27 protein-coding genes are annotated in these 20,118 nt (G+C 66.4%); 17 read left to right on the plus strand and 10 right to left on the minus strand.

Going from position 1 to position 20,118, the window contains the following annotated elements; genetic code table 11:
* Positions 1 to 132: 132 nt before the first annotated feature.
* From OHA25_RS03015 to OHA25_RS03040, 6 genes are all read left to right on the plus strand, one after another.
* Complete coding sequence (locus tag OHA25_RS03015; protein WP_327586098.1) at positions 133 to 1,044, plus strand: alpha/beta hydrolase; 912 nt, start codon at positions 133 to 135, stop codon at positions 1,042 to 1,044.
* Between the two features lie 59 nt (positions 1,045 to 1,103).
* The gene (locus OHA25_RS03020; protein ID WP_327586099.1) at positions 1,104 to 1,940 is read left to right on the plus strand and encodes an alpha/beta fold hydrolase; all 837 of its coding nucleotides are present in this window, start codon (positions 1,104 to 1,106) and stop codon (positions 1,938 to 1,940) included.
* A 115-nt stretch (positions 1,941 to 2,055) separates the two neighbouring features.
* Complete coding sequence (locus OHA25_RS03025) at positions 2,056 to 3,057, plus strand: NADP-dependent oxidoreductase (RefSeq protein ID WP_327586100.1); 1,002 nt, start codon at positions 2,056 to 2,058, stop codon at positions 3,055 to 3,057.
* 65 nt (positions 3,058 to 3,122) lie between these two features.
* Positions 3,123 to 3,965, plus strand: coding sequence for an alpha/beta fold hydrolase (locus OHA25_RS03030; RefSeq protein WP_327586101.1), 843 nt, complete (start codon positions 3,123 to 3,125; stop codon positions 3,963 to 3,965).
* 78 nt (positions 3,966 to 4,043) lie between these two features.
* Positions 4,044 to 4,742: an SDR family oxidoreductase gene (locus OHA25_RS03035; protein ID WP_327586102.1), complete on the plus strand. Its 699-nt coding sequence runs from the start codon at positions 4,044 to 4,046 to the stop codon at positions 4,740 to 4,742.
* 144 nt (positions 4,743 to 4,886) lie between these two features.
* Positions 4,887 to 5,213 (plus strand): hypothetical protein, encoded by a 327-nt coding sequence (locus OHA25_RS03040; RefSeq protein WP_327586103.1) that lies wholly within the window; start codon positions 4,887 to 4,889, stop codon positions 5,211 to 5,213.
* Between the two features lie 17 nt (positions 5,214 to 5,230).
* On the opposite strand, the gene OHA25_RS03045 is transcribed toward OHA25_RS03040, so the two are convergent.
* From OHA25_RS03045 to OHA25_RS03075, 7 genes are all read right to left on the minus strand, one after another.
* Positions 5,231 to 5,590, minus strand: a complete 360-nt coding sequence (locus OHA25_RS03045) for a hypothetical protein (protein WP_327586104.1) — start codon at positions 5,588 to 5,590, stop codon at positions 5,231 to 5,233.
* Positions 5,591 to 5,917: 327 nt separating this feature from the next.
* The gene (locus OHA25_RS03050; protein WP_327586105.1) at positions 5,918 to 6,844 is read right to left on the minus strand and encodes a serine hydrolase; all 927 of its coding nucleotides are present in this window, start codon (positions 6,842 to 6,844) and stop codon (positions 5,918 to 5,920) included.
* A gap of 44 nt (positions 6,845 to 6,888) precedes the next feature.
* Positions 6,889 to 7,194 carry a winged helix-turn-helix domain-containing protein gene (locus tag OHA25_RS03055; protein ID WP_138714085.1) on the minus strand — a complete coding sequence of 102 codons (306 nt, stop codon included), beginning with the start codon at positions 7,192 to 7,194 and terminating at the stop codon, positions 6,889 to 6,891.
* Entirely contained in the window at positions 7,191 to 7,634 is a 444-nt protein-coding gene (locus tag OHA25_RS03060) for a hypothetical protein (protein WP_327586106.1), read from the minus strand. Before OHA25_RS03060 ends, OHA25_RS03055 begins: the two co-directional genes overlap by 4 nt.
* A 227-nt stretch (positions 7,635 to 7,861) precedes the next feature.
* On the minus strand, positions 7,862 to 8,803 hold the full coding sequence (locus OHA25_RS03065) for a recombinase family protein (protein WP_327586107.1): 942 nt from the start codon (positions 8,801 to 8,803) through the stop codon (positions 7,862 to 7,864).
* Between the two features lie 124 nt (positions 8,804 to 8,927).
* On the minus strand, positions 8,928 to 9,155 hold the full coding sequence (locus tag OHA25_RS03070; protein WP_327590917.1) for a VOC family protein: 228 nt from the start codon (positions 9,153 to 9,155) through the stop codon (positions 8,928 to 8,930).
* Positions 9,062 to 9,343, minus strand: coding sequence for a VOC family protein (locus OHA25_RS03075; RefSeq protein ID WP_327586108.1), 282 nt, complete (start codon positions 9,341 to 9,343; stop codon positions 9,062 to 9,064). The genes OHA25_RS03070 and OHA25_RS03075 overlap by 94 nt, the downstream gene beginning before the upstream one ends.
* A gap of 216 nt (positions 9,344 to 9,559) precedes the next feature.
* On the opposite strand from OHA25_RS03075, the gene OHA25_RS03080 reads away from it, so the two are divergent.
* Positions 9,560 to 10,429 (plus strand): helix-turn-helix transcriptional regulator, encoded by an 870-nt coding sequence (locus OHA25_RS03080; RefSeq protein WP_327586109.1) that lies wholly within the window; start codon positions 9,560 to 9,562, stop codon positions 10,427 to 10,429.
* A gap of 26 nt (positions 10,430 to 10,455) precedes the next feature.
* On the plus strand, positions 10,456 to 11,208 hold the full coding sequence (locus OHA25_RS03085) for an SDR family NAD(P)-dependent oxidoreductase (RefSeq protein ID WP_327586110.1): 753 nt from the start codon (positions 10,456 to 10,458) through the stop codon (positions 11,206 to 11,208).
* A gap of 31 nt (positions 11,209 to 11,239) precedes the next feature.
* Here OHA25_RS03085 and OHA25_RS03090 read toward each other — a convergent pair whose 3' ends face one another.
* Positions 11,240 to 11,461 carry a Tn3 family transposase gene (locus tag OHA25_RS03090; RefSeq protein ID WP_327586111.1) on the minus strand — a complete coding sequence of 74 codons (222 nt, stop codon included), beginning with the start codon at positions 11,459 to 11,461 and terminating at the stop codon, positions 11,240 to 11,242.
* 343 nt (positions 11,462 to 11,804) lie between these two features.
* A complete protein-coding gene (locus OHA25_RS03095) occupies positions 11,805 to 12,590 on the minus strand; it encodes a helix-turn-helix domain-containing protein (protein WP_327586112.1) in 786 nt (261 codons plus the stop codon).
* A gap of 88 nt (positions 12,591 to 12,678) precedes the next feature.
* On the opposite strand from OHA25_RS03095, the gene OHA25_RS03100 reads away from it, so the two are divergent.
* The 8 genes from OHA25_RS03100 (at position 12,679) to OHA25_RS03135 (ending at position 17,732) form a co-directional block, all read left to right on the plus strand.
* Complete coding sequence (locus tag OHA25_RS03100) at positions 12,679 to 13,083, plus strand: nuclear transport factor 2 family protein (RefSeq protein WP_327586113.1); 405 nt, start codon at positions 12,679 to 12,681, stop codon at positions 13,081 to 13,083.
* 406 nt (positions 13,084 to 13,489) lie between these two features.
* On the plus strand, positions 13,490 to 13,813 hold the full coding sequence (locus tag OHA25_RS03105; RefSeq protein WP_327586114.1) for a hypothetical protein: 324 nt from the start codon (positions 13,490 to 13,492) through the stop codon (positions 13,811 to 13,813).
* Between the two features lie 32 nt (positions 13,814 to 13,845).
* Positions 13,846 to 14,199 carry a cupin domain-containing protein gene (locus OHA25_RS03110; protein WP_327586115.1) on the plus strand — a complete coding sequence of 118 codons (354 nt, stop codon included), beginning with the start codon at positions 13,846 to 13,848 and terminating at the stop codon, positions 14,197 to 14,199.
* Complete coding sequence (locus OHA25_RS03115; protein WP_327586116.1) at positions 14,196 to 14,567, plus strand: antibiotic biosynthesis monooxygenase family protein; 372 nt, start codon at positions 14,196 to 14,198, stop codon at positions 14,565 to 14,567. The genes OHA25_RS03110 and OHA25_RS03115 overlap by 4 nt, the downstream gene beginning before the upstream one ends.
* A 51-nt stretch (positions 14,568 to 14,618) precedes the next feature.
* Complete coding sequence (locus OHA25_RS03120) at positions 14,619 to 15,950, plus strand: ferredoxin reductase family protein (RefSeq protein ID WP_327586117.1); 1,332 nt, start codon at positions 14,619 to 14,621, stop codon at positions 15,948 to 15,950.
* Positions 15,951 to 15,963: 13 nt separating this feature from the next.
* Positions 15,964 to 16,419 carry a MarR family winged helix-turn-helix transcriptional regulator gene (locus tag OHA25_RS03125; protein ID WP_327586118.1) on the plus strand — a complete coding sequence of 152 codons (456 nt, stop codon included), beginning with the start codon at positions 15,964 to 15,966 and terminating at the stop codon, positions 16,417 to 16,419.
* Between the two features lie 177 nt (positions 16,420 to 16,596).
* Positions 16,597 to 16,866 carry a hypothetical protein gene (locus tag OHA25_RS03130; RefSeq protein ID WP_442942046.1) on the plus strand — a complete coding sequence of 90 codons (270 nt, stop codon included), beginning with the start codon at positions 16,597 to 16,599 and terminating at the stop codon, positions 16,864 to 16,866.
* A 266-nt stretch (positions 16,867 to 17,132) separates the two neighbouring features.
* Positions 17,133 to 17,732 (plus strand): GNAT family N-acetyltransferase, encoded by a 600-nt coding sequence (locus OHA25_RS03135; protein ID WP_327586119.1) that lies wholly within the window; start codon positions 17,133 to 17,135, stop codon positions 17,730 to 17,732.
* Between the two features lie 394 nt (positions 17,733 to 18,126).
* Here the strand turns inward: OHA25_RS03135 and OHA25_RS03145 are convergent, their stop codons facing one another.
* Positions 18,127 to 19,179 (minus strand): helix-turn-helix transcriptional regulator, encoded by a 1,053-nt coding sequence (locus tag OHA25_RS03145; protein ID WP_327586120.1) that lies wholly within the window; start codon positions 19,177 to 19,179, stop codon positions 18,127 to 18,129.
* Here OHA25_RS03145 and OHA25_RS03150 point away from each other — a divergent pair.
* Entirely contained in the window at positions 19,109 to 20,047 is a 939-nt protein-coding gene (locus OHA25_RS03150; RefSeq protein WP_327586121.1) for an SDR family NAD(P)-dependent oxidoreductase, read from the plus strand. The two genes, OHA25_RS03145 and OHA25_RS03150, sit on opposite strands and share 71 nt — an antisense overlap.
* Positions 20,048 to 20,118: the final 71 nt, after the last annotated feature.

Consider the following 20,118-nt stretch of genomic DNA (forward strand, 5'->3'; position numbering starts at 1 on the left):
CGTCTTCGTACGATCATAATCTAAATGCGACGGAACCCTTGCGTTCGGACGACGTCTCATCCTATGGTCGTATGGTCATAATCTAAAGGCGGTGCACGAGCAGCGTGCGCAGCACCGAGCAGGAGCGTCACCATGCGAGTAAGCCCCCAGGCACAGCAGTTCGCGCAGTTCCTTGAGAGCGTGAGCGCGAAGTCCTCGACGCCAGGCCTCGACCTGGCCATCGTCCGTGACATCGTCGAGACGAACCATCGGGCGTCGACCGAGCCGGAAGGCGTGACCTACGCCGAAGTGGACGCGAACGGCGTCCCCGCCCTCTGGTGCATCCCCGAGGACGCCGACCCCGACCGAGCGCTGCTCCACTTCCACTTCGGCGGGTCGGTCACCGCCTCGATGCACTCCGACCGCAAGGCCGCCGGCCACATCGCGAAGGCGGCCGGCGCCCGCTCCCTCGTCGTGGACTTCCGCCTGGCGCCCGAACACCCCTACCCGGCGCAGCTCGACGACGCCGAGACGGCCTACCGGTGGCTGCTCTCACAAGGCTACGAGCCGCGGAACATCGGCAGCACGGGCCACTCGATCGGCGGCACCCTCGCGGTCATGCTGCCTCTGCGTCTGCTCGCCAACGGCGAGGCGACCCCAGGCGCGATCGTCAGCGTCTCGCCGTGGGCCGACCTCACCATCCGGAACGCGTCGGTGGACGGGAACGAGAAAACGGACAAGATGCTCAGCAGGCGCACGCTCGAACTCTTCCGAGGAGCCTGGCTGCAGGACCCCGCCCTGGACGTCGCCGACCCGCGGATCAGCCTCATCAACGCCGACCTGACCGGCTTGCCGCCCACGACCGTCCACTACGGCGAGTACGAGACCCTCGCCGACGACGGCGCCCAGCTTGGCCGCCGGCTTGCGGACTTCAAGGTCACCTCCGAGGTCCACCCGTTGCCCGAAGGACAGCATTCGTTCGTCCTGGGCGCGGGACGCGTACCCGAGGTGGATCACGCGATCCAGCAGATGGGTGCATGGCTCCGCCGCCACCTCGGCACCTGAGCAGAAGAACGACTCGTCGCCCGTCGGCGCGGCTCGTTATTGCAGAGCGAGGAGAAACCATGAGCATCACGTACAAGGACGCGCCCACCAGGATGGTCGATGTCGGCGGAACGAGTTTCGCGTACCGGCGACTCGGAACGGGCAACGGCGTGCCAGTGATATTCCTCAACCACTTGACCGGGGTTCTGGACAACTGGGATCCCAGGATCGTCGACGGCATCGCCGCCGGACATCGAGTGGTCACCTTCGACAACCGAGGCGTCGGCGCCTCACAAGGTAAGACACCGAACTCAGTGGCCGCGATGGCGCGTGACGCCATCGCCTTCATTCGGGCGATGGGCTTCGAACAGGTCGATCTCCTGGGCTTCTCCCTCGGCGGCATGGTCGCTCAGGTGATCGTGGAAGAAGAGCCGAAGCTCGTCCGCAAGCTCATCCTCGCCGGCACGGGCCCAGCCGGGGGCCAAGGCATCGACAAGGTCACCTCTGTCACCATCCGCGACACGATAAAAGGCGCGCTGACCTTCAAAGATCCGAAGCAGTATCTCTTCTTCACTCGAACAGCAAACGGCCGGGCGGCGGCCCGGAAATTCTTGGAGCGGCTGAAGGAGCGTACGGACAACCGGGATAAGTCGATTTCGCTAACGGCTTTCCGTTCCCAGCTCAAGGCCATCCACGCCTGGGGATTGCAAGATCCCTATGACTTGTCGGACATTCAGCATCCTGTCCTGGTGGTCAACGGCGACAACGACCGGATGGTGCCCAGCAGCAATTCTGTCGACATGGCTCGACGGCTGCCGGACGCCCAACTCACACTGTATCGTGACGCCGGACACGGCGGCATATTCCAGTATCACGAAGAGTTCGTCAAAAAGGCTCTGGAATTCCTCGCGCCATAATTTCTTGTCGGCACAGGACTGGCATGCGCCCCGGTTGTCCGACGCCGAGTCCCTGACCATGCCTCGAAAACTTCCCTTCATCTCATTTTAGCAAGAAATCGGGAACAGAAATATCATGAAAGCATTCATTCTCGACCGTTATGGAAACAACGATGGCGTGCGTGTGGGCGTAATGCCGGACCCGGAGGTACGGGAGAACGACGTCCTGGTCCAGATCCACGCCGCAGGTGTGAATCTTCTCGATTCCAAAATCAGGGACGGAGAGTTCAAACTCATTCTGCCCTATCACCTGCCGGTCGTTCTGGGCAATGATGTGGCCGGCGTCGTGGTCCGGGTCGGGTCTCGAGTGCGGCGATTCAAACCCGGCGACGAGGTCTACGCACGGCCGAACCAGGATCGAATCGGTGCCTTCGCGGAACTCATCTCGATTAAAGAAGACGACGTGGCGCTGAAGCCGACACACCTCACCATGGAAGAAGCGGCCTCCATCCCACTGGTCGGCTTGACTGCCTGGCAGGCGATGTTCGAAAAAGCGAAGCTGAAGAGAGGACAGAAAGTTCTCATCCAAGCGGGTTCCGGCGGCGTAGGAACATTTGCCATCCAGTTGGCCAAGCATGTCGGCGCGACCGTGGCCACAACAACCAGCACGGCGAACATCGATCTGGTGAAGCGCCTCGGCGCAGATGTCGTGATCGACTACAGGAAAGACGACTTCGAAAAAGTTCTGCATGACTACGATGTGGTCCTGCATAGCCTGGATGACGAGACACTCAAAAAATCTCTACGAGTGCTGAAGCCCGGCGGAAAGCTCATCTCGATCTCGGGCCCACCTGATCCCGATTTCGCGAAACAGGTCGGATCGCCATGGATTTTGCGGCCGGTAATGCGCGTTTTGAGCTATCGGGCCAGGCGGGCGGCAAAACGTCGTCACGTCAGCTATTCGTTTCTGTTCATGAGAGCAAGCGGAGATCAGCTGCGCGAGATCAGCTCTCTCATTGATTCGGGGATCATACGCCCGGTCGTGGATCGGGTCTTTCCATTCGAATCAACCAACGAAGCCATGGCCTACCTCGAAACGGGACGCGCCAAAGGCAAGGTCGTCGTCAAGGTGAGATGAACATCCGGCCACGGCCGCCCCGCAAACACACCGACAAGCAGGAGAAGCACATTATGAGCACGTATATGGCAGACGCAGCCGAGAACCGTTATGTAGAAGGCCCCTCCGCCCGGTTCACCTACCGGCGGATGGGACAACGGCGCGGTGTCCCGCTGGTCCTGCTGCACCGCTTCCGCGGCACCATCGACTGGTGGGACCCGGAGTTCCTGGACTACCTGGCCGCCGAGCACGACGTGATCGTGTTCGACAATGTCGGGATCGGCTACACCACCGGCGAGCCGTGCGACTCCCTGGAGGGATTCGCCGAGGGCGCCATCGAGTTCATCGAGGCACTCGGTCTCGCGCAGGCCGAGCTGCTCGGCTGGTCGCTGGGTGGCATCGTGGCCCAGCACGTGGCCCTGCGACGCCCCGAGTTGGTACGCAAGCTCATCGTGGCGGGCAGCAGCCCGGCCGCCTGGGTGCCCGGGGCGCCACCCATGAGCGAGAAGGTCCTGGGGATCATGTCCAAGCCCGACGGCGGCGACCTGGACGACACAACGTACCTCTTCTATCCCGAAACCGACGCGGGCCGCGCCGCCGCACGCGAGCATTTCGCCCACGTCTCGACCCGGCTTGCCGCCGGCGGCCCCGGCATCTCCGAGGCGGCGGCCAAGGGCCTGCTCACCGCGGTGGCCAAGCTCCTGGAGCGCCCCTTCGACCAGGCGCGAGCAGAACTGGAAGCCATCAAGCACCCCGTCCTTTACGCCAACGGCGTGCACGACGTGATGCTCCCCGCACACGCTTCCTACGTCGCGGTCCAGCACCTCGACTCGGCCACCCTCATCCTCTACAGCGACGCGGGCCACGCCTTCCTGTTCCAGCACGCCAAAACGTTCGCCACCGAGGTGACCAACTTCCTCGCCGCCTGACCCCGCGGCCTGACCCGGAACCCCGACCGCCCACCAGACGCGATCAACACGCCTTTCTCATTTCACCAGGAGCCTTCCATGGATCTGTCCACCAGCACCGTTCTCGTCACCGGAGCCAACCGGGGGTTCGGCCGCGCGCTCGCCGCCGAGCTGCTCGGCCGCGGCGCCTCCGTCTACGCCGGTGCCCGTAACCCCGACCAGGTCGACCTGCCGGGCGTCAAGCCGATCGCGCTCGACGTCACCGACCCCGCCTCCGTGGCGGCCGCCGCCCAAGCCACAGGCGACGTGACGGTCCTGATCAACAACGCCGGCTCAGCCACCGGCAGCGACCTGCTCGCAGGCGACCTGGACGACATCCGCCTGGAGATCGACACCCACTATTTCGGCACCCTCTCGGTAATCCGCGGCTTCGTACCCCAGATCACGGCCAACGGCGGCGGCGCGATCCTGAACATCCTGTCCGGCCTGTCCTGGGTAAGCTTCCCGGAGATCGGCGCCTACTGCGCCGCCAAGTCCGCGCAGTGGTCACTCACCAACGCCCTGCGCGTGCAGCTCGCCGACCAGGGCATCCGAGTGGCCGGACTGCACGTCGGCTACATGGACACCGACATGGCGCGGACGGTCACCTCGGCCAAGTCCGACCCCGCCGACATCGCCCGGATCGCCGTCGACGGCATCGCCGCCGGCGCCTACGAAATCGTCGCCGACGACGTCAGCCGCCAGGCACAGGCCGCGCTGGCCGCAGGCGTCACGGCGCTCTACCCGCAGCTCCCCTGAGGACCAGTCCACGTCGAGCACCGGCATCCACGAACTCCTCACCACCCTCCCCGGGCAGTAGCCGACCAGCTGGTCCTCCACCGGGGCCGGCACCGACATCGCCTCTGACCTGGCATGCAGCGGGTTCGGGACATTCTCGCCATCATGATCATTTCACGCGCCGCACTATCCAAGGGGTTGGGGCGTGGTCGTGGTCTGAAACTTGGCCGCGTATTGGCCGTGAGTAGCCATAGGACACCGGTCACCGCCGTGGACGGCCAGGCTCAAAGCAAGAGGCCCGTCACCGCGTTTCCACTGGTGACGGGCCTCTTGCCGCTGGTGTGGCAGGTGCAAGGTTCGACCTTACGTACGCTGAGCCGACGGTTTTACCAGCGCGTGACCGTTCCGGTCGAGAGACCGCCCTCTCCCTGCGGCATGACGATGTTTCACTGGCGCAAAGTCCATGATCATTGCACGCATATTGCACGATGACCGCTGAGACAGAACCGTCAGACGACGGTGTCCCCCTTCGCTGCGTCTACTGCCGGCGAGCCTGCGGTCTTCCCGAACAGCAGAGCACAGAGCAGGGCCGTGAGCATGAAGCCGGTCGCCGCAGGGACCGCTATGGAGAGGTAGAGCGAGAGATTCCCATCAGGCACCCAGGAGTCATAATCCGGCTGGATGAAGACGACCGTCAGCATGGCGAAGGGCGCCACCAGCCCAACGACCGGCCAGGCAGGCAGGCGGGCCAGCAGCGCGGCCACCATGCTGAGCGGGAACGGCGCCAGCGCGAACGCCATCGCCAGCTTGAGCTCGGAATCCGAATCACGGGTCGGCCAGTGGAGGAGGAGCAGCAGTAAAAACGCCACCACGGCCCCTGCCAAGGCAGACCTCAATAAGAGACGCACAGCGTGATTGTCGAGGATCGGGGGCGGCCAGGTCGATATCCGGGCAGTTGCTCTGCTGAACTTCGACGATCAGTAAGGGCCGGGTACTACAACGGCCTTCCTGATCATGCATTCTGGAGCGTGTGACCACGCCGCAACTCCCCGACCCGCTGCCACACTTCTACGATTGCGGCTGCCCGGACATCTACTTCCGCCCAACGTCCATCCTCCGTGAGTTCGTGAATTCTGAAGGGCCGTTGAGCGCGAACCGAGGGTAAAGACCAACAGAGAGCGCTTCGGGACTTGGGTTCACTTCAATGCTGTGCGGACTTTCGCGAAGAAGGCGGAATCCGTCGCCATTCGTACAAGGAACTGCTGGTGAGCATAGCTACCCATCCCGGAGAGCCAGGTCGTCTCAGGTAGTCGCCGCAGTGCGAGGACGGTCTCGCGCGGCTTCTGACCTGGCCGGACGATGTACATGGCCTCGCTGATGGCGCCGGGCAGCGAGCCGCCCTTGGTGCCGATGAGGAGCGTGTCGGGATCGGCGCCGGGCTGGCGCATCGGCCATTCCAGATGCCGGCTCGCCGTCTTGTCCGTCCTGAGTCCGGCGAGCACTCTGCGCAGAACGCCAGGTTCGATGCGGGTCACGGTTTCGCTCCAGGCAGCCTGCTGGGCAAAGCCGGGAAGCGTGAGCCGCACCGGTTTTCCGGCCTTGACGTAGTTCTTCATGCAGACGTCGGCGGGGAGCGTGCAGCCACCGAAAGCACGGAGCACCTCGCCGTTGATGGTGCTGACGCGAGTTTGCGCGATCTTGCGCAGCGCGCCGGGGCCGAGGCGGTCGCGCAGCAGGTCGGCGGCGGCGTTGTCACTCTCTTCGATCATGGCGGAGACGAGCTGATCGAGCGTGACGCTCGTACCGGGCTTGAGTCGTTGCAGCGCCGCTTCGTGGGCGCCGCCATCGGTGCCGGGCAGGTGGTAGGAGTTCCACAGGGCCACGGAGACGTGTTCGTCCGGCTTGGTCTTTCCCTGGCGGACGGCGTCGGTGTAGGCGGCGAGGTGGATGATCTTGATGGCCGACGCCACGGGGGCGAGGCGGTCGGCATGGTGGCTGATGCCCTGCGTGACCAGCGCGACGTCGTCGGGATGAGCGCGGATGTAGGCGAGTACGGCCTCGGCGTCCGTGAGGTCATCGGGGGCGGCGGGCATCGGGGCTGCCAGCAGGGGAGCCAGGAGCATGGCGAGCAGTCCAACCTTTCGAGATGATCGGTCAGTTACCGCGTTCAGCCGCGAGGGGTGCCCTCGGTGATCTGCCGGAGTATGGACGTGTAGCTCTGGAAGGCGTCGCGCCCTTCGTCGGTCAGCGCCAGCCAGGTTCGAGGGCGTTTGCCGACGAAGCCTTTCGTCACCCGTACGTAGCCCGCCTTCTCCAGCGTTTGGATGTGCTTGGACAGCAGCGAGTCGCTGACCTCGATCGTGTCTCTCAGGAAGCCGAACTCAGCCGTTTCCGCCGCCGCGAGCATGGCCATGATGGACAGCCGCACCGGGGCGTGGATGATCTCGTCGAGCGCGTGCCGGGGATGGCTCACTGGTCATCCGTGGAGCGGAACATGCGCACCGCGCCATACAGCAGGGGGGCGCTTGCGATCAGGGCGATCAGTACACCGGCCACCGCCCACAGAGGGCCTGGCTCCTGCGGGTGCAGGAACATGTTGTAGAGCGCCCCGATCACGGTCGTCCCAACGAACGCCGCGGTGACGGAGAACGAGAGCCGGTAGTGCCGCCGGTCGTAGACGCGCTGGCGGGAGATGTGAATGAACCCGGCCACGGTAAGGGCGCCGATTGCCAGAGTGGCGTAATTCTTGACCGTTGCGGGGCCGAGCAGCGTGACCAGCCAGTAGCCGGTGACTCCGAGCCACATCCCCAGGTAGAAGCGCGCGACCCGTCGGCTGGACTTCCGCACTGCGCCCTGCGCGCGGTCCACTTCGCGAAGGGCGGCTTCCGCTGACAAGTCGTCATGTTCCGGCATGTTTCCTCCAGCTCACATTCTTGACTCAAAAGAGAGTACTCAACTTCTGTTCAAGTATCCAGAGATGAATGGATCACCCCAGATGGGGTGTCAGCCCACATAAGCCCAAAACCCACATTGAGTGGATCTTGAGTGGATCCCTACTGGTGGACAGCCGTTGGCGCTGAGAACGATCTTGCTAGGGGTGCCAGCTGGCAGAACGGGATGCAGGGGTGGCGAACTGCTGGTCAGCGTCGCGCGAGTGCTGCGTACGCGGTGGAGCGGCCGATTTTGAGGGTGCGGGCGGCCTCGGTGACCGAGACGCCGTCGTCGACCAGGCGGCGTAGGGCAGCCAGTTCGGCGGGCCCGATCGCGCGAGGCCGTCCGGTCTTCTTCTTGCCGGGCAGCATCGCGCCGGTGGCTTCGCGGCGTTTGGCGGCGGCGATGCCCTCCGCCTGGCGCTCAGCGCGCAACTCCAGTTCGTATTCGGCGGCTGCGGCCAGGACCGCGAACATGAAGCGGCCCTCCTTGGTGTCCAGGTCGAAGTTCTCGGTGAGGCTGATGACCTTCACGCCGCGCTCGCGCAGCTCGTTGGCGGTGGTGAGGACGTGCGCAGCGGAGCGGCCCCATCGGTCGGACTTCCAGAACTTGACGGTGTCACCGGCCTTGGCGACGGTCAGGATCCGCTGCCACTCTGGCCGGTTGGTGCCACGCTTGCCCGACAGCTTTTCGGTGAACAACCGGTCGTATCCGGATTCCTCGATCGCGTCGAGCTGGAGCTGGGGGTTCTGGTCGCGGGAGGAGACCCGCACGTAGGCGTAGGTTCGGCCGGTCTCGGTGGCTTGGGCGCGGTCAGCCTGAGTGAACAAGGCGGAGCAGCCGGGTCGTCGGCAACGCAGGGCCTCACTGACGTCGGCGGCGTCCCAGACCAGCCCGTCGACGTCCAGAGGGATCCGGGTGGGGTCGCACGCTGCGGCTTCCCATCCGCTGGTTGTCCCAGGGTGCCCGGTCTTCATTTCGTGGGAGACCACGACGACGTGGGCGTACTTGTCCTTGGTCGTGTCGGGCTGCTTGAACCAGGACGCGTCGCGCATCGCGGCACGAAGGCGCCCACAGCCCAGCAGCGGAGTGCCGTGCCGCAGGCCTGCGAGGTCGTCGGGCCACTCGACGGGTTCAGGACGCCGGGCCACGGTTAAATCCACACGAACGGCATGTTGTACGTCGCGCCCGGCCCCTTAAACTGCGAGAGGAACCACAGTCGCAGTTGCGCAAAGGACAAGGGCACCCGCTCGGGACGCTTGTCGATACGGGTTATCACGTCAATTCACCCCCGTGCTGCAGGCCGGAGCCTCCGTGATTGCCGTCGACGACGCAGAAGTCGTTGCCCTCCGGATCCCGCATCCAGGCATGGGCCTCGAACCGCTCCTTGACGGTCGCACCCCGGCCGGTTAGGCGGTTGATCTCCGCCAGCCAGTCCGCGGACAGATGTCGAAATGCACGGGTGTCATCGACCGCGGCTCGAGCTCGACCTTCTGGAAGCAGACCTCGAGGTGGGGTCCGTCGAGGATGACGCCCGGATCGGTTTCTGGCGTGTAGCCGAGCGAGGCGAGGCGGGCGATCTCCTCGTCGTCGTAGGGCCGGATGTCGAACTCGTCCAGCGCGGCCGCCCAGAACCGGGCCAACGCGGACGGCGTCTCGCAATCGAAGACGACCTGCTTGAGACGTGCCATACAGGGCTCCTACCGTGTGCGGTCTCTGAACCGTCAACGGATCAGTCTTGCTCAGCCCCTCCTCGTTGTCCAGAAACGTATACCTTTCCGGACACCTTAGCGACCAGGCGCGACACCGTCCAGAAACCTCTATCCAGCTGGCAGCTCCCCCGGGCAGCGACACGTGTGGGCGCGCCGTACAGACGAGGTCTGTTAGTCACGACATAGCATGACCTGATGGGCATTTCCCGGCTCTCCACAAATGCGCGGCAGCGGCGCAGTTCCGAGATGCGCGCGTTCCTCCAGTCGCGGCGAGCCCGGGTGACGCCCGCTGACGTGGGCATGCCGGCAGGCGAAGGCCGCCGTACACCCGGGCTGCGGCGGGAGGAGGTGGCGGTGCTCGCCGGCGTAGGAGTGTCCTGGTACACCTGGCTCGAACAGGGACGCGACATCAACGTCTCCGCCGACGTCTTGGACGCCATCGCCAGGGTGCTGCGCCTGGAGCCCGCCGAGCGCGAGCACCTGTACCTCCTCGCCGGCCTCAATCCGCCGCAGGCGGCGCCGTCCGAAGGCCGGGTCCCCGATGCCGTGCGGCGACTGCTGGAGGGCTGGCTGCCGCGGCCCGCGTACGTCATCGACCGGCACTGGAACGTTCTCGGGGTCAACCGCGCGGCGGAGATCGTGTTCCAGTGCAACGAGTACGACCACAACTGCCTGGTCAGCTTCTTCACCAACGCCCGCTACCGTGCGGCAGTCGTGGACTGGCACGACGCGGCGCGAGCGATGGTCGGCCTGTTCCGGGCGGACGCCGCCCGCTACCTGGACGATCCCGAATTCGGCCGCCTGGCCGCGGACATGTGTGCCGCGAGCCCCGCCTTCGCCGAGATTTGGGCGGAACTCCCCGTGGGCGGTCCCACCCACGGCACCAAGGCCCTGGAGATTACCGGCCTGGGGACGCTGACCTTCGAGGCCACCACTCTGCCGCTGCCCGAACTGCCCGGCCACCGCCTGTGGCTGCACACCCCCGCACCCGGGACGGGAACGGAGGCCCTGCTGGAGCGCTTGGTGGTGGTGTCAGACCCAGGTTCAGCCAACACTGCCGCGTAAGCTCCCGCCGCTGGAGGATCGTCGGTATGAAGCGATTCACGAACAAAACAGTTCTGATCACCGGCGGCACCAGCGGCATCGGGTTCGCGACCGCGCGCAGGCTTCTCGACGAGGGCGCGTACGTCGTCATCATCGGCCGCGACCAGGCCCGCCTCGACACCGCGGCAGAACGCCTGGGCTCCGAGCGGGTCCTGCCCGTCCGCGCGGACGTCAGCGTTGACGCCGACCTCGACCTCCTCGTGCGACGCATCGAGACCTGGCGCGGCGCCCTCGACGCGGTCTTCGCCAATGCCGGTATTGCGGACTTCAGGCCAGAGTTCACCCCGAAGGACTTCGACCACACCGTCGGAATCAACTTCAAGGGAGTGTTCTTCACGATCCAAAAGGCGCTGCCGCTGATGGGCGACGGAGGCGCCGTCGTCATCAACGCCTCTTGGACCCTGCACCGCGGCCTCCCGGCGGCCTCGATCTACGCCGCCAGCAAGGCTGCCGTGCACAATCTCGCCCGCACGCTCGGCACTGACCTCGCGCCGCGTGGCATCCGCGTCAACTCCGTCAGCCCCGGCTACATCGAGACCGATATGTACCGGTCCGCCATCGACCCCGATGCGGAGGCCCGCATCATGGCGGAGGTGCCGCTCGGCTCGCTCGGCCATCCGGACGATGTCGCCGCTGCCGTCGCCTTCCTGGTTTCGGACGACGCGTCGTACATCACCGGTCAGGACCTCGTTATCGACGGCGGCCTCGTGGCAGCGGCGCCCCTCGGGCTGCGCCTTTGACAGCCATACAACAGCCGTAGCAGGCCCACCGCTACGCCGCCTCGGACAGGGTGGTGAAGTCGATCTCGGGCAGGTCGGGGTCGAAGTCGTCGGGACGCAGACGTAGCACATCGGTCGCGTACAGGCCGAACCGGCTGATGTGCGCGGTCAGGTAGGGCGACAGCTGCGCGACGTCCTCGGCGCCGATCTCCCAGCCCTCCAACAGAAGCTGGCGCATCACCTCCATCATGTCCAGCGCGGTATGGAAGATCACGCAGTTGGCCAGGCAGAACGCCGGTGAAGTGGTTGCGGGTGGTGCGATCCTTGCGCGGCCGCCAGCGTGGATGAGCGGTGCTTCCGTTGCGCATCACGTTGAACCACACACGCAGCTCGGCGCCCATCTGCTCGGGCAGTGTCTCGATGCGCTGTTCGAACCAGCTGACGATGGCGGGGATACGGTCGTCATCCAGCAGTCCGGCCAGGTGCAACACATCGACGACGGGGCCGACGGGCAACGACGTTTCGCGCAAGCTTTTCCCGAACGGGGCCCCAGCCGCCATGCAGCGCTGCCCGCCCGGGAACTCGTCACCGCCCTCAAGTCGGTCAGAGGCAGGTGGCTACGTGTCGGCTCTAGCGTCGGCGTCGGATGTGGTGAAGTAGGCGGCGCTCTCCGCGTCCCCCGGGTAGTACGACTCGATCGCGACCTCGTCCAGGGTGATGTCCATCGGGGTGCCGAACGTCGTGGTGGTCGAGAACAGCCGTAGTTCTCGTTCACCGAAGCGAAAGATCATCGGGGTGGCGACCTCGGACTCGATCGGGTGGCTCGCGTCCTCGGAGTCGGGCGCCAGCAGGTCCTCGTAGAGCGCGGTGAGCTCGGGGTCGGGAGCGGCGGCGAGTTGACGCGCGATGCGGGTACGCAGCAGCGAACGCACCTCAGCCAGATTGACGATGTGAGGGGCGAGCCCGCGCGGGTCCAATCCCAGCCGCACCATGTTGATCGGCGGCCGCAGCAGGTCAGGGGCGACGTCGGCGAGGAACGGGTCGATGGCGCGATTGGTCATCACGATGTTCCATCGGCGATCGATGACCAGCGCCGGGTATGGCTCGTGTGCGCGCAGCACCCTTGCGATCGCATCCCAGGCTGCCGACAGCGCGTCCCCGTCGAGCGGCCGCTCAGCGTAGCGGGGCGCGAAGCCGGCGGCGAGCAACAGCCGGTTGCGCTCACGCAATGGCACGTCGAGCTGATCGGCGAGCCGGAGGATCATGTCGGCGCTCGGGTTGGACTTGCCGGTCTCCACCAGGCTGACGTGACGAGCCGAGACGTCGGCGCCGATCGCGAGATCGAGTTGGCTGAGTCGCCGGCGGTGCCGCCATTGTTGTAACAACTCCCCGACCGTGTGCATGACTGTCGATGCTACTCATCGTGGAGCGGTGCGCCATGAAATGCGATTTCATCGACAACCGTCGCAATCGGCGGAAACACTGCTCCCCATGACTACGCAGAACATGACCGCAGACAACAAGAGCATCGTCCAGCGGGCGCTGACGGCACTGGTCGCGACGAGCGACGTCGATGCGCTAGCGCCGTTGCTGAGCGACGACTTCGTCCATCACAGGCCGGATTCGACCTCGAAGACCAAGGCGGAATGGCTCGCCGCCGTACGCGCCGCGCTCGTCCCACTCGCCGGCATGCAGGTCGAAATTCAGCATGTGCTGGCCGACGGCGATCATGTTGCGATGTACTCGCGGCGCTGGCTTCCCGGTGCGGAGCCGGGGATCGCAGTCGTCGATATCTGGCGGGTCGACGATGGGCTGATCGCCGAGGCATGGGAGATCATCGAGCCGGTGGCCCAGGCAGCCACTAATCTGACGTGGTGGGAATCCGCTGATCGCTGACCCGGCCACAAGCCGAAAGCCGCGGTCGTGAACACCTGGGGCATCGAGGACGGCCCGATGCCCCACCGCCCGGCCCGGCGGCCGAGCAATCGTCGAACAGCAACAGCATGTCCAGCGCCCGGTCGGCGGTGGATTTCCGGCTGCGGTATCCGGAAACCTGAGATTGGACTCCTGACTCTGCGAAAAGGCTACTGGACCGGCTTGTAGGCGGGGCCGCCCTCGATGAGCAGCCGCTCAGCCTCGGCGTAGATCTCCTCCGGGGACTGATCCAGATTGAGCGTCTTGCGGAACGGTTGGCGAACGTCCCGCTTGATGCGCAGATAGACCTCATCATCGGGGTCGTCCCCGGATTGTGGTGCTCGTGGAAAGTCCAGCTCGGCGTCAGCACCCTTCCGCCTTCGCCGTCATGACGATCACGCAGCATCAGTCGGAGACCGGGGACCAGAGCGAGACCCTGCTGGCGCGCTGCCAGAAGTGCAGGGCCGAACTGGCCAGGGTCGACTATGACGCCACCCCGCACGGCGTCGAGGGGCACGATCCGGTCCGGTTCGGCTCGGCGGACGACCGGGTCCCGCAGTTCGCCACCATCGCCGGGTCCCAGGAGTTCGCACGACTGCGCAACAGCGACGAGGGCCGCACCTGCAAGGAGTGCGGACACGTCAACCCCGTCTTCCCCACCGGCCCATGGGGCTGGAAACGCCAGGTCGACCAGACACGGGTCGTCAACTAAGCCTACCACGCACTGATCAAGGAGGGCCAGTCGTGAACCGCCGCCGCATGCTCCACGCGTTCAAGGCCGCCAAGGAGGTCGCCGACTACGAGGACGCCGCCGTCCTGCAGGAGGCCGTCGACCCGCAGCTCTACCTGTCGCGCAACCGGCTACCCCAGCCCTTCCACCTGGTCTGCTCCAAGGACACCGTGATCACCCAGCTCAGCGGCGGCGCGCGCATCGACCTGCGCGACAGCTCCGTCAACACCTTCCGGATGACGGTCGGCGACATCGCCTACATCCCCGCGGGCACCCCGCACCAGATCATCCCCACCGACGAGGGAGTCTCTGAGGGCCGCAGCGACCCGTCGGCATCACACCACATTCTTTTGGAGGAAGAGCCATGATCACTCTTGCGGAACTTGACGCGAGCACGCCGTATGGCAAGCAGTTGCAGAGCGCTGGCGATGGCCCTGTCACGCTGATCAACACCTTTGTCGCGCCAGAGGGCAAGACGGAGGAGGTGCTCGCCGCGTGGCAGGAGGACGCCGCCTACTTCAAGAGCCAGCCCGGCTTCATCTCCGCCCAGCTTCACCAGGGCATCGCCGGGAGCCGCGTCCTGGTGAACATCGCGGTCTGGGAGTCCGGCGCGCACCTGCGGGCCGCATTCTCTGCCCCTGAGTTCGGCGCGGCCCTCGAGCGCTACCCGGACGGCACCATCGCCTACCCGCACCTGTTGGAGAAGGTGGCCGTCCCCGGCATCTGCGTGGCCTGAGCCAGGCGAGCCGGTAGATAGCATGCTATGTATTCAGATAGCATGCTATCTATGTCATGGAAACTGCACTGGGGCACCTTGGCGTTCGTTTGCGCGTACGCCGGATTGGTGGCCGGCGTCCTGCTTCTCGTGGTCCCCGCACTGGGATGGCTGAGCGGCCTGGCCATCCTCGCGGGCACAACCGCCTACGCAATGATGGCCACTAACCTGTTCCTCGCAATCCGCCGTCCGATACTCGAGAAGTTGTTCGGCCCGCTCGATCGCGTGTACAACGCCCATCGCCGGATCGGCACGATCATCCTCGGAGCGATCGGCCTGCATCTGGTCCTCATCCCCATCGCGTCGGCCGTCGACCGCGGCGAAAGCCTCTTGGACACCCTCACCGTGGCCATTCCCCTCGGCGTGCTGGGAACGCTTGTCCTCGTCGGGTCGATCGTGCTGGCCCTCAACACGAAGGTGCCCTACGACAGGTGGCAAAAGGTCCACATGGCCACCGGCTTCGCCTTTCTCGTGCTGACCGCGCACATGGTGAGCGGCGCGAGTCAATGGTTCTCCCTGGTCAGCCCTTTGGGCGGCCTGCTCGGCTGCTTCGCCTTGCTGGGCGCCGGAAGCCTGCTCGTCCGGGTGGCGGACAAGGCTCGCGGAGCGGTGCCCCATGTGGTCGTCGAAACGCTGCAGCGCGAGCGCGGAGTCGAGGTCGCCATGCGGCCGGAAGGATCGCGCAGGATCCCTCCGCACCGACCCGGCCAATTCGTGTTCCTGACGGCAACGGCCGACGGGGCGCGAGAGACGCATCCGTTCACGTTGACGAGCGCGGGAGGGGAAGAGCGCGTCAGCGTCCTGATTCGCTCATCCGGGGATTGGACGGGCCACGTTCAGACAGGTCTTGCGGTCGGCGATCGGGTGCGCGTGGAAGGCCCGTTCGGATCGTTCACGCCGCCGGTGGGCGCAGGCGCGCCTCAGCACCAGGTTTGGGTGGCGGGAGGAGCCGGCATCACGCCGTTCCTGTCGGTTCTGCGGACCGCCGAGCGTGCGCCGGACGTCGCTGAGCCGTCGCGGCGGCAGGTCGAGTTGCTCATTGCGGCACGGGATGCCTCCGACGTTCCTTGCTGGGAGGAACTGTCCACGTTCGCCCGTAACATGCCATGGCTGACGCTCACACCGGCATTCAGCGCAGTGAGCGGAAGACTCGACGGCGACGCCGTCGACCGCCTCATCAAGAGCAAACCCAGGGGCACGGCATGGTACCTCTGCGGCCCGGCGGGGCTTACCGCGATGGTCCAACGCCGACTCGGTCAGGAATCAGGTGCGCAGCGTCAGGTATACCGTGAACTGTACGAGTGGCGGGCGGGTGAGATGAACGCGCCGGTGAAGCACCCCTAGTCGAGAAGAGGCCATGGACTTCAACCGTTTCGACTCTGCTGGATTCGTGATCAACTGGTGTGCGCGCGTGTTCGAGCGCCGTATGGCCGAGGCTCTCCGCCCCCTCGGCATCACTCCGGCGTACCTTCCCCCTCTCTTCACCCTGTCCGCGCTCGGGGGCACCACCCAGGGCGAGCTCGCGAAAGCATCGGCGATCCAGCAGCCCACGATGGCACTCACGCTCCGCCGAATGGAGCGCGACGGACTGATCGTCCGCGTACAGGACGAGACCGACCACCGCCGCGCCATCATTCGCCTCACCCCTCAGGCCGAAGCACTCCTACCGCAAGTGGAAGCGCTCGCGCAGAGCATCAATGAGGCAGCATTCGACGGCCTCTCCGCCGAAGCGCCCGCGCAGCTGATCGAGCTCCTGCGCCAGACCGCAGAAAATCTCGAGAAGCAACAGACGGTCGCGGGGGGCGTCCTGTGATCTCACCGGTAGCCCATCTGCGGTCCCGATTTCCATGGCCCTGACCGGTGCGGAGGCATCCCGATCCACGACTCGTAGTCAGCCGCTGCCGAGCATCGACCCTCGCGACGCGCCGCTCCGAGCGGCGCCGCATACGCGTCCTCGGGCAAATCGGCCGAGGGGTCCGACGTCTGGCCGGTGCAGGCCACGATCCGCCTCCACACCTCCGCAGAGTCGGCACGACAGCGGATGTGGCCCTTGAACGGGCGGCTGGAAGCCGTGGACGAGCACAGCTGTCTCCTGTACCTCGGCGCGGAGACCCCGCGGATGCTCGTCTCCCTGCTGACCATGCTCGACGTGGACTTCACCATCGAGTCGCCCGCCGGATTCGCCGAACACCTCCACACCATCGCGGCACGATACGAACGCGCGGCGATCACCTCTGCGCCAGCAGAGGGATCGGTGTGAGGGACCCGGCCCTCGGGTTCGCAGTAGGGCGCAACTGGTCGTACCCTCTCTCCTCCCAGATGGTCCCTTGATCCATTGGAAACGATCAACCTTAGAGGGCCGGACACAAAGCGAGAGGCCCATCACCGCGTTTCCGCGGGTGACGGGCTTCTTGCCGCTGGTGTGGCAGGCGGGGCTGTGGCCAGCGACTCATGGCACTGTTCGCCTGTATCACCTGGTGCGTAATTGCCTCGCGCACGAGCCGCCCCGCGATCTACCCTCGCGGCATGACGTCACACGATGCGCCTGACGGCTCCCGGATCGCTCCCGATGGTGCCGGGCTGGTGATCCGGCAAGAGACCGCTGACGATCATCGAGATGTGCGCGAGGTTCATACGCGCGCCTTCGGTGACAGCGAGCGGGTTCCCGGGCTCGTGGAGGCACTTCGCGTTGCGGAGGCTGCGTTGGCGCCGATGTCCTTCGTCGCTACCGTTGATGGCCGGGTTGTGGGGCATGTCCTGCTGAGCGCGACGCGGGTGGACGCTCCGCGCCGGATCGTGGACGTCCTGTCCCTGTCACCGCTGGGCGTGGTCCCGGAGTTCCAGCGTCAGGGGATCGGCACTCAGCTCATCGCGTACGCCCTCGAGGCGGCCGACAGCCAGGGTGTGCCGTTGGTATTCCTCGAGGGTTCGCCACGTTACTACGGCACGCGCGGCTTCGAGAGTGCCAGCGCGGTGGGCTTCCGTTCGCCGTCGCTGCGTATCCCTGAAGCCGCGTTCCAGGTCGCCCGGTTGTCCGCTCACGAGCCGTGGATGACCGGCACCTTCGTCTACTCAGAGGCCTTTTGGGCCTTTGACTGCGTCGGCCTGCGCGACCCCGAGGACTGAGGAAAAGCCTTGTTCGACCTGAGGAAACGGCCTCAAGATCATTGCCCGTATATTGCACGATGACCGCCGGGACCGGAACAGCCATGCGACTGAACACCGTGACCGGAGTACAGGTCAAGGCTGGTCGAGTGGCCGTAGTCGTGATTCACCGCTGATCTCCCGCCATTCTGGCACGCCTCTAACACGCGATCGCTGAAGGCGGCCCAGCATTGTGATCGTCTGGGGCAGACGCCGGTGTGCTGGATCTGTCTACCCTGTCAGCGTGGGCACCGACATCTACGCAACGCGCTGCTGTGTGCCCAGGACATGCTCGCGCCGCCTGGACAACCAACTCGATCGAGGCGCACTTCGGATCCTTGCGCCAGTTCGCCCTGGCCTACTCCGACCATCCCCATCACACACCGTCCAGACGCGGCCCCTGCACGCCTACCTGCGATAGCGACTGAGTGCCCAGGACGACGGCGAGGGCCAGGCGGTCGGCGTCCTCGGTGCCGGGCGCGGCGGTGTAGACGGTGATGCGCAGGTCGTCCAGGGCGACGAACAACGTGTCGCAGTCGAGGGTGATCGGGCCGACTTCCGGGTGCTTGATGGTCTTGCGTCTGGACGGGTCGCTCAGGGGCGGTGGGGTCTCGGCGTCCCAGAGTTCGGCGAAGCGCGGGCTGCCGGAGGCCAGGTCGGCGATCAAGCGTCGCAGGGCGCGGTCGGCGGGGTAGCGCGAGGCCGTCAGGCGCAGGTCGGCCACGAGCCGGGCCTCGTGCTCGGCCTGCTCCTGCCGGGTGTGCACGACCCGCGAGGGCAGGCGGGCGACGTTGCGCCAGACGGCGTTGCGTTCCAGGCCGCGCCACGTGGTCGTCTCGCCCATGAGCGCGTCGTAGGGCGCGTTGGCCAGCACGAGCGTCCAGCTGGCGTCGTACACGACAACCGGGGTGTGCGACAGCCGGTCGAGCAGCCGTTGCACGCTCGGGGGGATCCGCGACGGCACGACGTCCGGGCCGGGCGCGGCGTGCCCGGCCAGCCGGTAGAGCAGGTCGCGTTCGGCGTCGGACAGGCGCAGCGCCCGAGCCAGCGACTCCACCACCTGCGCCGACGGCGCGGTCGCGCGCCCCTGCTCGAGGCGGGTCAGGTAGTCGGCCGAGATTCCGGCGAGCGCGGCCAGCTCCTCACGGCGCAACCCGCTGGCCCGGCGTCGGCGGCCCACCGGCACGCCAACGGTCTCAGGTGCCACCCGGTCGCGCCAGCGGCGTACCGTCCGGCCGAACTCCCACGCTTCCATGCGCTCCAGTCTGCGCGAGCCCGCACCGGGTTGTCCTGGCCCTGGCAGTCCTACGAAAACCGAACGACTGCCTGCGGCCCGGCCGAACCCGCAGGCTGGGGCCATGACCGAACCCGGAACTGTTCTGATCACCGGCCCGACCCGCAACCTGGGCCGCCACGCCGTGCTGGCCATGGCCGGCCGCCAGCAGGGGCAGCGACCCGACCTGCTGCTGGTCGGCCGCGCCGGACGGGACCTGACCGCGGTCGCCGACGAGGCCCGCGCGCGCGGCGCCCGCGTCCGCGAGATCGGCTGTGACCTGTCGCGCCTGGCCGACGTACGTGCCGCCGCGGCCACCGTGCGCGACCTGCTCGCGACCGGCACCGTTCGGCCGCTGCGCGCGCTGGTCGCCAACGCCGGCGCCATGTCGGCCGACACCCGGCGGGCCTCGCCCGACGGCTACGAGATGACTTTCGCTGTCAACTACCTCGCCCATGCCCAGCTCATCGGTGACCTGCTTGGCTCGTTCACCGCCCCGGCGCGGGTCGTGCTGCTCGGCTCGAACACCTATCACGCCAACTTATGGCGCAAGCTGCTGGGCGTGGCCGAGGCCAAGTGGGCCGACCCCGTCGAGCTCGCCCGCCCGGCTGTCGGTGAGCAGGCCCCGGGCATGACCGCCTCCGGCGTCGCCTACTCCAACGCCAAGCTGGCGATCCTGTACTACGCCCATGAGCTGCAGCGCCACGCCGGCGCCGGGATCAACGTGTCGGTGTTCGAACCGGGCTGGATGCCCGGCACCGCGCTGGGCCGTGGCGCCCCCAAGGCGGTCCAGGCGATGAGCCGCGCCTTGGGCCGGGTCCCCGGCGTGTCGACGCCGCAACGCTCGGGGCCGCTGCTGGCCGCAATGGCCCTCGACGACAAGTGGGCACACTTGCGCAACGGCGCGTTCGTGGTGAAGACCACGCTGACCGAGGTGCAGCCGGTCGCCCACGACCGCGACCGGGAGCGGCGCCTATGGGAGGCGACCGCCGAGCTGTTGAAACGCGCAGGCGCTTCGCATTAGTACGTACCGCCCGGGCCGTACCGTGGCCGACCCGGGCGGTCGCCGGCTTGTGGGCGGTCAGGTCTACGGGC

Origin of the sequence: Nonomuraea sp. NBC_00507 (assembly GCF_036013525.1) — a bacterium.
Lineage (GTDB): Bacteria > Actinomycetota > Actinomycetes > Streptosporangiales > Streptosporangiaceae > Nonomuraea.

Bases quoted from the DNA above. Each gene is read 5' to 3' on its own strand.
- OHA25_RS03075 (WP_327586108.1), bottom strand. From the start codon at position 9,343: ATGGCACGTCTCAAGCAGGTCGTCTTCGATTGCGAGACGCCGTCCGCG.
- OHA25_RS03020 (WP_327586099.1), top strand. From the start codon at position 1,104: ATGAGCATCACGTACAAGGACGCGCCCACCAGGATGGTCGATGTCGGC.
- OHA25_RS03135 (WP_327586119.1), top strand. From the start codon at position 17,133: ATGACGTCACACGATGCGCCTGACGGCTCCCGGATCGCTCCCGATGGT.
- OHA25_RS03100 (WP_327586113.1), top strand. From the start codon at position 12,679: ATGACTACGCAGAACATGACCGCAGACAACAAGAGCATCGTCCAGCGG.
- OHA25_RS03015 (WP_327586098.1), top strand. From the start codon at position 133: ATGCGAGTAAGCCCCCAGGCACAGCAGTTCGCGCAGTTCCTTGAGAGC.
- OHA25_RS03080 (WP_327586109.1), top strand. From the start codon at position 9,560: ATGGGCATTTCCCGGCTCTCCACAAATGCGCGGCAGCGGCGCAGTTCC.
- OHA25_RS03105 (WP_327586114.1), top strand. From the start codon at position 13,490: ATGACGATCACGCAGCATCAGTCGGAGACCGGGGACCAGAGCGAGACC.
- OHA25_RS03095 (WP_327586112.1), bottom strand. From the start codon at position 12,590: ATGCACACGGTCGGGGAGTTGTTACAACAATGGCGGCACCGCCGGCGA.
- OHA25_RS03030 (WP_327586101.1), top strand. From the start codon at position 3,123: ATGGCAGACGCAGCCGAGAACCGTTATGTAGAAGGCCCCTCCGCCCGG.
- OHA25_RS03125 (WP_327586118.1), top strand. From the start codon at position 15,964: ATGGACTTCAACCGTTTCGACTCTGCTGGATTCGTGATCAACTGGTGT.
- OHA25_RS03050 (WP_327586105.1), bottom strand. From the start codon at position 6,844: ATGCTCCTGGCTCCCCTGCTGGCAGCCCCGATGCCCGCCGCCCCCGAT.
- OHA25_RS03145 (WP_327586120.1), bottom strand. From the start codon at position 19,179: ATGGCCAGCACGGCGTGGCGGCCCAGGTTGCGGGTCGGGCCGGTGATC.
- OHA25_RS03040 (WP_327586103.1), top strand. From the start codon at position 4,887: ATGATCATTTCACGCGCCGCACTATCCAAGGGGTTGGGGCGTGGTCGT.
- OHA25_RS03150 (WP_327586121.1), top strand. From the start codon at position 19,109: ATGACCGAACCCGGAACTGTTCTGATCACCGGCCCGACCCGCAACCTG.
- OHA25_RS03060 (WP_327586106.1), bottom strand. From the start codon at position 7,634: ATGCCGGAACATGACGACTTGTCAGCGGAAGCCGCCCTTCGCGAAGTG.
- OHA25_RS03085 (WP_327586110.1), top strand. From the start codon at position 10,456: ATGAAGCGATTCACGAACAAAACAGTTCTGATCACCGGCGGCACCAGC.
- OHA25_RS03025 (WP_327586100.1), top strand. From the start codon at position 2,056: ATGAAAGCATTCATTCTCGACCGTTATGGAAACAACGATGGCGTGCGT.
- OHA25_RS03115 (WP_327586116.1), top strand. From the start codon at position 14,196: ATGATCACTCTTGCGGAACTTGACGCGAGCACGCCGTATGGCAAGCAG.
- OHA25_RS03120 (WP_327586117.1), top strand. From the start codon at position 14,619: ATGTCATGGAAACTGCACTGGGGCACCTTGGCGTTCGTTTGCGCGTAC.
- OHA25_RS03035 (WP_327586102.1), top strand. From the start codon at position 4,044: ATGGATCTGTCCACCAGCACCGTTCTCGTCACCGGAGCCAACCGGGGG.